Here is a 13,773-nt window from a genome sequence, read left to right as displayed (position 1 = left end):
GAGAGCATCCATGGATCCGATACAAACTCAAGGTTGGCGGGAACTCTTACATCAGACTTACGAGCAGACAATACAGCAACTGATCGCCTTTACGCCCAATATTCTGGGCGCGCTGGCGCTGTTCTTCTTCGGCTTTTTCATCGCGTTGGCGCTGGCGCGCGCCGTGCGCACCGGGGTGACTCTGCTGGAGAAATTGCTTGGTCGCTTGTTTGCGCGCTTCTCCACCAGCCCCTCCTCCCTCAAGCTGCGGCAGTCCTACACCAACGTCATCAGCAAAGCGGTTTTCTGGTTGGTGTTGCTGTTCTTTATCGCCGCCGGCGCCAACAGTCTGGGGTTGAACATCGTCTCCCAGTGGATGAGTCAGCTCCTGCTCTACCTGCCTCATTTCGCCGCCGGCATGCTGATCATGTTGGGGGGCTATCTGCTCAGCAAAGTGATCAATCTGGTGATGACCTCCGCAGCGGAGTCGGTAGGGATCAGACAGTCGGCGCTGATCGGCCGCAGCGTGCAGTTCACGGTGATTTTTATCGCTGTGGTGATCGGCATCGAGCAGATCGGCATCAACATCCAGTTCTTCACCCAGTTCACCATCATTCTCTCCGCCGTCATCGCCGGAGGCTTCTCCTTAGCCTTCGCCCTTGGCGCCAAATATCTGGTGGCGAACATCATCGGCTCCCAGCAGGTGAACAAGCTGGTGCAACTGGGGGATGAAGTCAGCATCGCTGGCGTGGATGGCGTGGTCGTCGACATCACCAGTTCCGTCATCGTGCTGGAAACCCCGCAAGGCAGAACTGCGATTCCCGGCTCCTTTTTCATGGAGCACATCAGCCAGATAAGGGCTGGAGCCGCCAACCACGCCAAAGAAAAATAAACCGCCGCCGCTATCTGACACAGACGGAGTTTCGCCATGACCGATCAGACCTACCAGCTAGCGTTCAGCTTCCTGCGCCAGGAGCCCAGAGCGGCGGCGCGGCTGCTGGAGGACAGAGACGCAGGAGAAGTGGCGCAGTTCCTCGCCAACGCCCCCCTGCCCGTCGCCATCAGTGTGTTGAAAGAAATGCTTCCGCGTTTCTGCTCCACGGTGATTCACGCTGCGCCGGAAAGCAGCGCCACACAGTGGACCGCCGAGATGGGCGCGCACCAGCTCTGCAATATTCTGCGTCACCTGCCGCCCAAACGTCGGGAAACCGTGCTGAACCTGCTGCCGCTGGCGCGGCGCACGCTGTGTCAGCAGTTGCTTTCCTACAGCAACAGCATGCTGGGCGCCTGGACCGAAATTGACGTTCCGGTTTTCACCCGCGACATGACCGTGGAAGACGCCATGACCCGGCTGAAAAAACGGGAGTATCAGGAAGAGCGAATCGTTTTCGTACTCGATCAGCAACGGTCGCCCCTGGGCGCCATCCCTGCGATCAAGCTGCTGCGCTCGCCCAAACAGGTGATTTTGGGGGCCCTGGTCAAACCCGCTTTGATCAGCCTGAACAGTCGTCTATCTCTGAGCAACGCCGCCAGTCATCCCTTATGGACCGCCCAGGATTTCGCGCCGGTTGTGTTTCACCACAGTGAATTCATGGGCGTGATATGGCACAGCCGTTTACGCGAACTGCTGTCTACTCATTCCGACTGGCTGGCGTCTCCGCAGAAGCCTTCTGGGTCAGCGGCGCTGGATTTACTGCGCGCCCACGGCGAAAGCATGCAGGCGATGGTGGAGGCGGTGCGCGACTCCCTGGTATGACCGGCTCACAGACAAGGCGCATAGCGCCCGAACATCTGGCAAGGAATCTTTATGGATAACACAACGTCCTACATCAAAGACACGGCGCAACAGCTGACAGACGCTTATTTGCTGCGCTTTCCCGCCAAGGCCGCACGTGAAATCGCCAAGATGCCGAATCAGGAGGCGGTCTCGCTCCTGAGCCAGCAACCCGCGTCCGTCGTCGCCAATCTGTTTCCCTATATGCCTCCCGGTCTGGGCGAACAGTTGATCGCCAACTGGGAGCCAGCAGCCGCGATGGAGCTGCTGCTGAAGCTGGATATTCAGCTTACCGCCGCGCTGTTGTCCCGTCTGGAGGACGAGCAAAGAGAGGCGATTCTCGCCCGCATCGCGGCGACGGAAAAAGCGACGGAAAAGGAACTGACCGAACTGCTCTCTTATCCGCTCAACACGGCGGGACGCATGATGGACGCCCGGGTGCAGATGTTTCACGCGGATCTAACCGTAGAAGAAGTGCTGCAGCAGATTAAGTACCGACGCCCCAAACACATGGACGCTTTTTTCCTGATCAACGACGAGCGCAACGTCATCGGGATTTTTGAGTTGAGCGATTTGATTCTCGCCAACGCCAAGGACAAAGCCTCGAAAATCGTGCGTCCCATCACCGCGTCGTTCAGCACCCTGGACCCGGTCGACGACGTCATCGAAAAGTTCGAAGGGATGCGCGCCAACAGCCTTCCGGTGCTGGACGTACATGACCAGGTGGTTGGCCTGATTCGCAGCGCGGATATTTATCAGCGCACCAAGGAGGACCTCGCCTCCGATATCGCGTCGATGGTGGGCGCGAGCAAGGATGAAAAAGCGCTTTCGAGCAGTTGGTTCGCCGTACGCAAACGCATGCCCTGGCTGCAGATCAATCTGGTGACGGCGTTTGTGGCCGCTGGCGTGGTCGGCGCTTTCGAAGGCATTATTTCCAAGTACACCGCCCTGGCGATTTTGCTGCCCGTGGCGGCGGGCCAAAGCGGCAACGCCGGCGCTCAGGCCCTGGCGGTGACCATGCGCGGCCTGATTCTCAAGGAAATCACGATTCGTAATATGGGACAGGTGTTTCGCAAAGAAAGCTTCGCCGGTTTTCTCAACGGCGTCATTATCGCCGTGACCTGCGCTATCGGAGTCTGGATCTGGAGCCGCTCTATTGGCCTCGCGCTGATCATCGCCCTCGCCATGGTGTTGTCTCTGACCATCGCCTGCGGCGCCGGCGCCCTGGTGCCCATGGCGCTCAAGAAACTCGGCCTGGACCCGGCGCAATCCTCTTCCATCGTCCTGACCACGGTGACCGACATCGCCGGTTTCATGTCATTTCTGGGGATTGCGACCTTGCTGTCGGGACTCTTGCCCGAGGGATAGAAGGCTTGCTGATGTAGACAGGCCAGACCAGTCATTGACGACGATTAATGCCTGACGGTGGTTTCCCGCCACTCGGAAACCGCCTGGCTCACTGCGGCCAGATGAGCATTGGTGATGTCTCTGGGCAAAAACTCGTTCTGACAGGCGTTGATGCGCGTCGCCAATTGATCAATGAACGCCTTGCCTTCAGCTTGATACGCCTCGCTCTCTTCCTCATTGAGTTCAATGAGAATGGAAAAGTCCACAAACGAGCGGGAACATCTGGCGTCGAGATAGAACTTCGTGTCCTGCTCAAATAGAAACCACGAGCCCGGTTCATGCAGCATTACGTACACAGTTTGCTCCTGCCTTTAATCATTGGTTTGAGTGTTATGGAGAAGCGCCAGGAACAATCTTCCATCGGCGGGCGGTGATTCATACGCTTTCGCGCCGTCATGCCCGGCTGCAACTCGATAAGTTTTGCCGCTCTTTAAATTTCAACGGGGTGATTACGAAGTTTTAGTGTAAACAGATCCCAAGCGAAAATGCGAGCGCTTCATAACGAAAATAAACCCAAACTTTTGGCCAGATCATTATCAAACTACACCAGAAAAAAAGACCGCCCTTTCAGGCTTGCTTAAGAATTTTCCAATGCGGCCTAAGTAGTTGGAATTGTTAACTTTACATCGTTAATAAAACAACGAATAGTTAGCGCTCTTTTTTGGAAATTTATAGACATAGCAGAATGAAGATCAAGTCCCAATTAATGCTCGCAATGTGCTCACTATTCATCGGCTGTGCGTCGAATCAACCCTCGGAGCCGACCCAGGTGGTGTTCACTTACGGCGATACCTTAATGTCAGCGCCTATCGACGAAAACAACGCCTTCGCCGGCGCCATGGAAACGGATACGAAGAGCGTGCAACTATCTGGAAAAATTCAGAAGCAGAACGCCGATTACATCGTGGATGTTGATTTTATCAGCAATGCGAAAGAGCCAGAAGCAAGCCACGCCTTCAACTCACAAGTCCTGGTGAAACTGGAAGAGCCGCAGGTCATTGGCCACGCTGACGGAAACGACTTTATCATCAACTTAAAAAGGTAATCGCTGAAAAAGAATATGGGGGCGCCCGGCCATAGATAGAACCTTATTAAGGTCTCGCGATGATATGTTGAGTTATTGCGCTGGGATCGCCCCTCCAGGCCAACCATAGCGGTATTTACACCTGACGGTTACCGGTAATGTCAGGTTGATTCTTTTAAAGAAGAAAAGTCTTTCCCTTTTATAAATTTCCCACTCCTCCATCCACCAACAGCTCTGCTCCCAACATGTAAGCCGATTCATCCGACGCCAGAAAAACGGCGGCTTTCGCCAGTTCCAATGGCGTTCCCATACGCTTTAACGGCACCAGCTCCTTAACCTCCTCTATCAGTTCCTGCTGCTTCTCCTCCGATAAACCAAATTTCTGAAAAGCGTCGGTATAAGTAGGCCCAGGGCTAAGAGTATTAACCCGAATTCCTTTGTGATGCAGCTCCCCGGATAGCGTCCGGGATAAAGAAATAAGTCCCGCTTTGCTAGCCGCATACACACTGCTTTGCGCCAACCCGATCTGGGCTGAAACACTGCCGCATAAAATAATGGATGCCGAGTCAGACAATAAAGGCAGCAATGACTGAATTAAAAAGAAGGGCCCTTTCAAGTTAGTGTCCATGACTCTGTCAAAGCACTCTTCGTCCCACTCATCCAATGGTTTATGGGTTACATCGCCGGCATTGATATATACAATGTCGATGCGCGGAAATTTGTCAGATAATTGCTGCGCCAATATAGTTTGTTGATCTACTTTGCCAGCATCATTCTTTATAACCAGCGCCGACTCTCCCAGTTGATCCTGCGCATATTGCAAACCAGATTCATTACGGCCCGTGACGGCAACGGTCGCCCCTTCAAGTTGAAACTGCTTAGCGGTTTCCAAACCAATACCCGCTGTTCCACCTGTAATTAATGCATATTTCCCATCCAGTCTTTTCGACATACTACTCGCCTTTACTTGCAATTCATTAGAGGATTTATAGTATAGGCAGGCTATATTCGTTAAAACAGTAGGTTCCAAATGGATACTAAAGAGAAAATCAGTCATTCGGATAAAAAAGTTCCTGACGATTCACGTTGTCCAATGACGGATTTCATCAACATCGTTTCCGGAAAATGGGCGATACCGACCTTATATCGCCTGATTATTACCGACGATATTATTCGATTTGGCTCCCTGCAAAGAGGCATTGGCGGCATTACGCAAAAAGAATTAACCAAACAACTCAGGACGTTCGAATCATTAGGCATCGTGTCCAGACAGGAATACCCGGAAATGCCGCCACGAGTTGAGTATCGGATTACAGAACTCGGAAAAACGCTGAAACCCACACTGGACTCACTGGCGCAGTGGATGACCGAGCATCGGGATGAGTTATTGGCGAATAGTCGGAATAACGCGAGTTAAAAGGGCAGCTCTTATGGAAACTGCAAATGTCAGAGTTCTGGGAAGCATTTCAGCGCCACGTCCCAAATATGCTCACAGTCGAGCCAATCTTCAGAAGTAAGAGCCACGTGCTCTCCAGAAATCGTAGTGAGAAACGCCTCTAAAATAGATTTTCGTTTTATTTTATTCCCACTAGTTGAGAATCCCGAAAACCTGAGTATGTAAATTGTTTGCAAGAAACGAGCAATTTTTTCATCTGAACTAATAGACGCTAACCACTGAAGTGCGATGGCAGAATCTGTGTCGCCCACATCGCTTTTCATATACAAATTCGCTTGGCCAGGCATTCCCTCTGCATCGTCAAATACAATCCAATTAATACCATCTAGAGTCAAGCCTGACTCGGCTAAACGTTGTCTACACATGAGCAATACCAATGGTAGAGCCGCAAACACGATCAACTCAAGAAACGCTTCGGAGTCGTCAACCTCCCATTCGCCTTCGTCGTCCTCGTACTCTCTAACGAATATGCCATTATTCAATAGTTCTACTTCAATTTCTTTAACAATTGACTCTCCCAGATTTATGTCACTTAGATCATCTATGTCACATACAGAGTCGCCAAACATATAGTTGTATCGAAATCTAAACTGCTCATAGCCGATGGCGATAAAGTCGCCATTAATGGGCTGTCTATAATCACTTTTTTCAGCAAGCTTATAATATGCTGAAGCATAGGATCATAGTACTCTACAAGCCTCTCAACTATTTTCATAAACTGCATTATAAAAGCTCCACGGATTTCGCAACCAACGGGACAAGATAGAAAACTTCATTTGAGTCGCCCCACTAACTTCTAAACTTCGTCACTTTACCTGATTCATCAACCGCCGCGTTTACCAAGCCATTCAAATCCAGGGTCGGATTCGCTTCGAGGCAGTGTTGCAGGATGTTCAACGCCACATGGGGGGCGAACATATGCGGGCCGCGGAACCTTAGCAGCAGTGTTTGAATTTTCTCGTCTTTACGGGGATTCAGCGCTTTGAAGATTTGCTCCCAGTCGGCGTCCGTCCGCACCAGTTCATTCACGACTTGACTGGCGATGCGGGCGTTCCTGGCGCTCATTCGGGCCGCCCTCGCCTCCAGTTTGTCGCGCTTATCCGCCTCCGCCAGCAGCCAACTGGCGTCCAGGGGATTTTTGGGCGAAGGTTTCGTTTTGCGTTTCTTGGCCATAATCAAATTGAGGCATTGGATGGAGCTGAAGAGTATCGCAATAACAGATCCGAGACTTCAACGCTTGCGAGCCCCCGCCGGGGGGCATAACCTTCGCCGTACTCTTCACAAAAGCGACAAGTTCAGCATTTCGGCTGATAGGTTCGGCCATGCAGCTGGGCTATAGTTTTTCGGCATTTACGACAGCGACCTCATACACAGACTTCGGAGGCCATGCCGGGTGGTTTTGATTTCTTCAGCTCAATATAAAAATACGACGCTTAGCGCACGCGGTCCCTTCATTCTCTTCCTGCTGTTTCTCGCCATCGTTGCGTCTCCCGTGTTCGCTCACGGCGTGGCGGAAGGCGACGCGCTGTTCATCGAACAGGCGGAAGGCATGCACCTGATTCCCTTTATCTATCTCGGCGCCAAGCACATGGTGACGGGCTATGATCACCTGCTGTTTCTTATCGGCGTGATTTTTTTCCTGTATCGGATGAAAGACATTGGCGTTTACGTCACGCTATTCGCCATCGGCCACAGCGTCACCTTGTTGTACGGCGTATTGAGCGGCGCCCAGGTTAACCCTTATCTGATCGACACCATCATCGGTCTTTCCGTTGTCTACAAGGCGCTGGATAATCTTGGCGCTTACCCTCGCTGGTTCGGCTTTCAGCCCAATACCAAAGCGGCGGTGCTTATCTTCGGCTTTTTTCATGGCTTCGGACTGGCGACGAAGCTGCAGGATTTCACCCTGTCCCAGGATGGCCTGATCCCCAATATCATCGCCTTTAATGTGGGCGTGGAAATCGGTCAGTTACTGGCGCTGAGCGCCATTCTCATTATCATGAGTTTCTGGCGCAAAACCGACGCCTTCGCCAAGCAGGCCTTCACCGCCAATGTGCTCCTGATGAGCGCCGGATTTATGTTAATAGGCTACCAACTCACCGGCTTTTTCGTGAGTTCTTGAGATTATCGACATGCATGACATCACCCACCGCAACCACGCTGTATCGCCATCCAGCAAAACACTGTTTAAAGCAACCGCGATCGCCATGGTAGTTGGCGCCAGCCTGCTCGTCACGACGGTGCTGCCAGCGGAATACGGCATCGATCCCACCGGCGTCGGCGGCTACCTGGGCCTGACCCAGCTCAACGCCATCGCCCCACAAGAAGCAGCGGAGCCGGTAGAAGACCCCATGATCAGCGACGCCCAACTCGCCTCCCTGCTCAACCCAGTATGGAAAAGCAGCGCTCCACTGCGCAACGACACCCTGACCATCACTCTCGGTCCCAATGAAGGAGCCGAGATCAAGGCGCAAATGCAGGAAGGCGACCGTTTCATGTTCAAATGGGAAGCGCAAGGCCCCGTCAACTTCGACATGCACGGCGAACGCCCCAATGCCGGCGACGAATTCACCAGCTATTGGGTAGGCAGAAATAAAACCAACGCCAACGGCGCCTTCCAGGCCCCCTTCGAAGGCGTTCACGGCTGGTACTGGCACAACAGCGGCAATCAACCCGTCACCGTAACCGTCACCACAACCGGGTTTTACGAGAAGCTTTATAAGTTGTAGTCGCAGAGCCTCATGTCAACGCCAAAGAAGACAAAAAAGAACGTCCCCTCCCCACTCCGTTCGCCCTGAGCCTGTCGAAGGGTCCTCCCGGGCACAGCCCCATCACACGATCCTCAAGGATCATTAGAATATATTTTCCCTCGCGCTTATTCCTACTCCGTTCGCCCTGAGCTTGTCGAAGGGCCCTCCCGGGCAAATAAAACGAAAATCCCCCTATCCCAGAGTCGTGACGCATATGACGGTTTCAAACCACCGCTCTGGAAAGCCCTTCGACAGGCTCAGGGCGAACGGGGAATATGGGAGCGGGAAAGTTGAGTCGAACGGGAAATAGCCGGCCAGGTTTTCCTTTCGCGTGAGATTTAAGGTGATCTCAATACTTAGGACACACAGTTTTTCACCCTGCGCCATCCATCCTTCCGATCAGAATCCTTCCAATCAAACCAAGCTAAACCATCCTACAATCCCCCTCCAACGCTCATCCCAACTCCGTTCGCCCTGAGCTTGTCGAAGGGCCCTCCCGGGCGAATAAAGGAAATATCACCCTATCCCAGAGTCGTGACGCATATGACGGTTTCAAACCAGCGCTCTGGAAAGCCCTTCGACAGGCTCAGGGCGAACGGGGGGAATATGGCCAGGGTATTGGAAGGTATAAAACCAGAGCACCTACTCATGCCGGAGCGGTTTCATCTTCCTGAGTTGTTTTCACTTCACTTGGCGGTACGCCAAAGTAAGCTCTGACGTGGTCCTCATTCAGGTATCCGCGAACGCCAATGATGTAGACCAGAAACGGAATACCGGTGATCAAACTGATAATCAAAGACGCCCAATCTCCCATCAACATGCCGAACACAGTCAGTAACGCCCAGCCGTATATCAAGGGTCTGGCCAGCATCCAGACATACTTCGAGCGCACCCACAGCAAGGGTCCGCACAGGGTCCAGGCTACGCAATTCGCCATCAGCACATAGCGGGATAAATCATCAGCTACGATGATGACTAGCACCAGGTTGAGCAACAAAAAAACTGTGTTGATGATGGATATGACTTTGATTCCCTTCGGCATGTTATCTCCTCACGAGAGCGGCGTATTGGCGTAAATAAATCTTCACAGGCTCTCAATATGTTTGTGGGACAGGTCAGACAATGGTCGGTTCAGGAGGCGTCGGATTTAATGCATCCGACGCCTCCATTTAAGCCGGAGAAATAGTAACACAAGGTCAACTATTCTCATCCCTGTCATCCGCAGACAACCTGTCATTCGCACACAAATAGAAGGAAGCTACTTGTCTGCTGGACTAATAGGACTGATAAGACTAGTAAGACTAACGCAACCAGGGATCGCTGGTTTCAATCTCCGATATCCGCTTTGATTCGGGATCAATAACGTCGCGCCAGACGCCATCGTCATTCATGACTGACCAGGTATTCTCATCCTTGCGCAATCCCATGCGCCAGAACATCCAGGGGATGCCACGACGTCTCGCGGTTTCCGCCACATGGCGGTATTCGTTTGTCATCGTTTCCATCCCCACCTTGCGTTCTTTACCAAACTCTTCCACGAACAACAGTTTGCCCCACTGTCGCACTGACGGCAGGGCGTCGTTCAACCACTGATCCAGGTCGCCGCCGTAATAGTGCAAGGTATAGATATCCGCCGCCGGAATGTCGCCCAGTGTTTTAATATCGTCGGCGCTGCCTTTGTTGTAGTACTTATCGTAGCCAGCGATCCCCAGGGCGACGTAGGTGTCCGGGTCTTCCGCTTTCAGGTGGGCGGCCATCTGGGTCAGGAAGTTGCGGTGGATGTTATATTTCTGATCGTTCGACAGGTTCTCATCCGCCAGAGACACGCCGGATTCATTGGCGATTTCCCAAGCCAGCACCACGTCGTTAATGTCCTTCCATTTCTTATTGCCGAGATAAGGGTTTTGATGGTTAAGAAAGTGGGAGAAGCGCTTTTTATAGGCGTCTATCGCATCCTGCTGATACATCCCGACAGGGCCGAAAGCATTGTAATAGACTGAGTTGGAATCCTGCGCGTAAGCGAAATTGATCAACGCCAGCACCATCTTTATGCCCATCTCCTGGCACTCTTGCATCAGCTTATCCATTTTCTCCAGCTGATCGTCGTGGTATACGCCCAATGGTTCTTCATAGGTCCAGCCCTTGGGTTGGATCTCCCATGGCGCATCGCCCCTGCGCGTGACAAAAACGCGTAAGACTTTCAATCCACTGTCCTTCATCGCCTGCAATTGTTTGCGACGATCCGCCTCGGACATGTGCGCAAGCTGATACTGGTTGGCGCCGGCCCACAGGCGGGACACGTCAGGGTCTGGCCCCGGGCCGTCCCCCAGCGTGAATTGCAGGGCGTTCAGGTTGAAGCCGGATTGCAGCATAGTGACTCTCAGCGTGTGCGCGCCTGGGCTTAACTCAATGCCGGCGTCCACCCAGGTCCAATTCTGCCAGCCGCCAGTCACCGGCGCCGTCACTTCCACCGCCCTGGCGCCGTCAATGCTCACCGCAAAACGGCCTTCGACGCTTTCCGCCGCAACCAGTGAGGACATGGTGTAAACGCCGCCTTCGCTGACGTTAACGCTGTATTCCAACCATTCCCCGGGCTCGATCCAGCCGATGTTATAGCCATTGCTCGTGCTGGGCTCGATATCTACAGCGTCCTGGCGCAAAGCGCCGCCTTCGTTGGAGGGAGTGGTATCCTGAAAAGCGCCGTAATCATAGTGCTCCGCCTCCAGTACGCCCGGTATCGGGATAGGCGCGCGATTATAGGGACCTTCGCCGCCGCCATGATCTCCACCATCGCCATCGTCACCTCCGCCGTCGCCGTTATCGCCACCGCTGCTATCATCATCACAATCAGCGGGCCCGACTCGTTCCCATAGAGATCCCACCTCCGGCGTCCAGCCAGCGCCGGGATAGGTGGTGTGCGTCACCAGTGCGCGATAGATATCGCCTTGATACAGCACTTCCTGAGCAACCTGATATTGGGCTCCTTCAGCCCAGTTGGTGGGGCAGTCGGCGGCGAAAACGCTCTGCGCGCCAGCGGCGCCGATGCCCACGAGCAGCAGCTGAGCCGATAAGAGGGCGAGTCGAAATTTCTTCTTTGGCATGAATCCAGTCCTTTTTGGTCGTCGTTATTAGGGCGCACTCCCGAGTCTAGAGTGGGAATACGTCCCAAACGCCCCCCAAATGGCGTAGGAGTCCATGTTTTGAAGCACAGGCCTTCGCGCCTATGTGTACGACCTCGCCAACGCATATCAATCGAATGGAATAACACAGGAAACGAACAGGAACTTTCCGGGCGGGCAACTCTCACCATTTCATGGTCTGCAGCATCTTGGGCCAAACTGACAGAGAGCTTATTGCCCCGTACGTTTGAGAGTTTTAAAGACAAAAATCAATAACCCCAAACCGCCCGACACAACACACACCCAGAACGTCCACTTTCCCTGGGTTGCGACAAAACTCGCCCATGGCGTTGTGGGAGAGTCCTGGATATGTCATAAGCGAGGCGGCTATAACGCTTATGGTGAACGCCCAAGCATAAGTTTTCATACTTGAATCACTCTACTCGATAGACACGCTTGAGCTTCTCTCTGGCGTCATACCCCCAAGCTAAATCATGCACCTTGCCGCCAACTCGCTGCACAAGGAGAGGAGTCTGGTATACCACGCCAATTCCTTCGAACACTTGGTTCAAATCTTCCATGGTACGGGCATGAGACACGTCATAAACATACGTCGACAGAGTGGAACGGAAGCCGGAAGCGACAATGGCGTCAAGCAGTTCCATGTCCGAAGTGGAGTATGAGGCAACGCCAATAATCAGGCAGTCTTCACTCTTGTAATTCTCCTCTCCCTCATGGAGCTTCAAACAGCCGGATTTGATCACTATCTCAGCAAATTTCTCACAAGCTCGGGCTTGCAAGTCCACAGCTTTTTCTTCTTTCCCTTGGCCTTTTAGCAATTCAGCAAACATATGAAAATCACTGTTCAGTGTGACTAGAGAAGTCGGCGTCTATCAAATAATCCGTCCCTACCGATGGCTCTCTACCCAATAAAATGCCACGTAACCCGATAATTAGGTCCGCTCTCCTCATAACGACTTTCACGTCCTTCAATGAATTCGAAAGTTGCGTGTGCTAATAAGCAGACCTCAGGAACCTCCCGGCTTTGCCGCAGTAATGAATCCAGTTCATCCCATCTCGGATTTATACCGCCATTGGCTGGGTGAGATGTTGTGTCTACTTCGCCATCATCAAATCGCCGGTACCAATGCATAAATATCTTCCATTGTTCAATTTCCAGCTCCAAGTCAGATTCTGAGATAAGGAATAGTTTGTACGAATAACGATAACCTTCGTCCTCATCAATGTCTCCGACAAATCGATGAGGTACGCCGTTGACATCAGCAATCCCTTCTACCGGACCATCCCACCAATTAAACTCCACATACACTTTTTCTGATTCACCCATTTCTTACCGTCCACAGGACTAGAAGCACAATAACTATCCGCTTTAAAACTCGCGGAATTTGGCTGAATCTTAACAACTAAGCGGTCCACAATTCGAGCCTTCAGCTACCATCCACAGATCTATTTAAGCATTGGTTACAACACCCAGATTTCTGTATGGTCAAATAGCCCCAACACAAACAGGCGCATGTTTAAAAGGAGTCGAACTTGTACGAAGTCAGAGTATTGGAACCCAGGGATGCAAGGCCTACCGAGCAATCAGATTAGAGGCGTTAAAGACTTTCCCTGAGTACTTTGGTTCGGGTTATGAGCAGCAAGTGAAACTGGAAAAACTCTATTTTGAGATGCGCATTGAAGAGCGCTCCAACAAAGCCATGATGGTTGGGGCGTTTCTAAATAGCGATCTGGTGGGCATCTGTGGCGTGACGTTCGAAACTCAAGTCGTACCTGACGCTGGGGAGATTATTCAAATGTATGTGAAGCCGGCGAATCAGAACGCCGGCATTGGCGAAAAAATGCTAGCGGCTATCGAACATCTTTGTCGCGCAATGCCCGTAAGAACACTGCTGCTTGAAGTATATAAATCCAATCAAAATGCGATACGGATGTATGAAGCCTGCGGTTATCGAGTGAACGCCGCATTGGGTGAAAATCCTGGATCGCAATATATGACAATGGCGCTGTCCGAATAGACGGCAGAAAGATTAGACCGAGCACAACCACCATTGATTGAGTCATCAGGGAGAGTTAGAAACCTCTCCCCTCGCCTTTTATTAATCCGGCATCGATATAGGCATTCTATGCCGCATATTTGATGCTTGGGTGGTTAAAGTATTTTTTCACCCTCGAAGGCTTCTTTTGCAACATACACATATGGGATCGAACTTTCTTTTTGAGATCCCCTTTCTTTCGTGCCG

16 protein-coding genes are annotated in these 13,773 nt (G+C 52.2%); 8 read left to right on the top strand and 8 right to left on the bottom strand.

Going from position 1 to position 13,773, the window contains the following annotated elements; all coding sequences use genetic code 11:
- Positions 1-10 precede the first annotated feature (10 nt).
- The 3 genes from KP814_RS07440 to KP814_RS07430 are packed head-to-tail and all read left to right on the top strand — an operon-like array spanning position 11 to position 3,121.
- Positions 11-871 (top strand): mechanosensitive ion channel domain-containing protein, encoded by an 861-nt coding sequence (locus KP814_RS07440; RefSeq protein WP_216736166.1) that lies wholly within the window; start codon positions 11-13, stop codon positions 869-871.
- 36 nt (positions 872-907) lie between these two features.
- Positions 908-1,735 (top strand): magnesium transporter MgtE N-terminal domain-containing protein, encoded by an 828-nt coding sequence (locus tag KP814_RS07435; RefSeq protein ID WP_216736165.1) that lies wholly within the window; start codon positions 908-910, stop codon positions 1,733-1,735.
- Between the two features lie 51 nt (positions 1,736-1,786).
- Positions 1,787-3,121 carry a magnesium transporter gene (locus tag KP814_RS07430; protein WP_216736164.1) on the top strand — a complete coding sequence of 445 codons (1,335 nt, stop codon included), beginning with the start codon at positions 1,787-1,789 and terminating at the stop codon, positions 3,119-3,121.
- Between the two features lie 44 nt (positions 3,122-3,165).
- On the opposite strand, the gene KP814_RS07425 is transcribed toward KP814_RS07430, so the two are convergent.
- A complete protein-coding gene (locus tag KP814_RS07425; protein WP_216736163.1) occupies positions 3,166-3,456 on the bottom strand; it encodes a hypothetical protein in 291 nt (96 codons plus the stop codon).
- A gap of 389 nt (positions 3,457-3,845) precedes the next feature.
- Between KP814_RS07425 and KP814_RS07420 the strand changes: the two genes are divergently transcribed.
- Positions 3,846-4,205 (top strand): hypothetical protein, encoded by a 360-nt coding sequence (locus KP814_RS07420; RefSeq protein ID WP_216736162.1) that lies wholly within the window; start codon positions 3,846-3,848, stop codon positions 4,203-4,205.
- A 178-nt stretch (positions 4,206-4,383) separates the two neighbouring features.
- On the opposite strand, the gene KP814_RS07415 is transcribed toward KP814_RS07420, so the two are convergent.
- Positions 4,384-5,136 (bottom strand): SDR family oxidoreductase, encoded by a 753-nt coding sequence (locus tag KP814_RS07415; RefSeq protein WP_216736161.1) that lies wholly within the window; start codon positions 5,134-5,136, stop codon positions 4,384-4,386.
- Between the two features lie 78 nt (positions 5,137-5,214).
- Here KP814_RS07415 and KP814_RS07410 point away from each other — a divergent pair, with 78 nt between their 5' ends.
- Positions 5,215-5,601 carry a helix-turn-helix domain-containing protein gene (locus KP814_RS07410; RefSeq protein WP_216736160.1) on the top strand — a complete coding sequence of 129 codons (387 nt, stop codon included), beginning with the start codon at positions 5,215-5,217 and terminating at the stop codon, positions 5,599-5,601.
- A gap of 29 nt (positions 5,602-5,630) precedes the next feature.
- On the opposite strand, the gene KP814_RS07405 is transcribed toward KP814_RS07410, so the two are convergent.
- Positions 5,631-6,209 carry a hypothetical protein gene (locus tag KP814_RS07405; RefSeq protein ID WP_216736159.1) on the bottom strand — a complete coding sequence of 193 codons (579 nt, stop codon included), beginning with the start codon at positions 6,207-6,209 and terminating at the stop codon, positions 5,631-5,633.
- Between the two features lie 220 nt (positions 6,210-6,429).
- The gene (locus tag KP814_RS07400; RefSeq protein ID WP_216736158.1) at positions 6,430-6,813 is read right to left on the bottom strand and encodes a hypothetical protein; all 384 of its coding nucleotides are present in this window, start codon (positions 6,811-6,813) and stop codon (positions 6,430-6,432) included.
- A gap of 229 nt (positions 6,814-7,042) precedes the next feature.
- Here KP814_RS07400 and KP814_RS07395 point away from each other — a divergent pair, with 229 nt between their 5' ends.
- Both KP814_RS07395 and KP814_RS07390 read left to right on the top strand, forming a co-directional pair.
- Positions 7,043-7,762 carry a HupE/UreJ family protein gene (locus tag KP814_RS07395; RefSeq protein ID WP_371824043.1) on the top strand — a complete coding sequence of 240 codons (720 nt, stop codon included), beginning with the start codon at positions 7,043-7,045 and terminating at the stop codon, positions 7,760-7,762.
- Positions 7,763-7,772: 10 nt separating this feature from the next.
- Positions 7,773-8,369 carry a hypothetical protein gene (locus KP814_RS07390; protein ID WP_216736157.1) on the top strand — a complete coding sequence of 199 codons (597 nt, stop codon included), beginning with the start codon at positions 7,773-7,775 and terminating at the stop codon, positions 8,367-8,369.
- Positions 8,370-9,036: 667 nt separating this feature from the next.
- On the opposite strand, the gene KP814_RS07385 is transcribed toward KP814_RS07390, so the two are convergent.
- The 4 genes from KP814_RS07385 to KP814_RS07370 all read right to left on the bottom strand — a co-directional run bounded on the left by KP814_RS07385 (position 9,037) and on the right by KP814_RS07370 (position 12,857).
- Positions 9,037-9,432 carry a hypothetical protein gene (locus tag KP814_RS07385; protein WP_216736156.1) on the bottom strand — a complete coding sequence of 132 codons (396 nt, stop codon included), beginning with the start codon at positions 9,430-9,432 and terminating at the stop codon, positions 9,037-9,039.
- Positions 9,433-9,691: 259 nt separating this feature from the next.
- Entirely contained in the window at positions 9,692-11,491 is a 1,800-nt protein-coding gene (locus KP814_RS07380) for a carbohydrate-binding protein (protein ID WP_216736155.1), read from the bottom strand.
- Positions 11,492-11,943: 452 nt separating this feature from the next.
- Positions 11,944-12,360, bottom strand: coding sequence for a hypothetical protein (locus KP814_RS07375; protein ID WP_216736154.1), 417 nt, complete (start codon positions 12,358-12,360; stop codon positions 11,944-11,946).
- Between the two features lie 71 nt (positions 12,361-12,431).
- The gene (locus KP814_RS07370) at positions 12,432-12,857 is read right to left on the bottom strand and encodes a hypothetical protein (protein ID WP_216736153.1); all 426 of its coding nucleotides are present in this window, start codon (positions 12,855-12,857) and stop codon (positions 12,432-12,434) included.
- Between the two features lie 316 nt (positions 12,858-13,173).
- On the opposite strand from KP814_RS07370, the gene KP814_RS07365 reads away from it, so the two are divergent.
- Positions 13,174-13,548, top strand: a complete 375-nt coding sequence (locus KP814_RS07365; RefSeq protein WP_216736152.1) for a GNAT family N-acetyltransferase — start codon at positions 13,174-13,176, stop codon at positions 13,546-13,548.
- Positions 13,549-13,773 lie beyond the last annotated feature (225 nt).

The organism is Hahella sp. HN01, assembly GCF_018986435.1.
Lineage (GTDB): Bacteria > Pseudomonadota > Gammaproteobacteria > Pseudomonadales > Oleiphilaceae > Hahella.
This window is presented reverse-complemented; position numbering and strand designations above follow the sequence as displayed.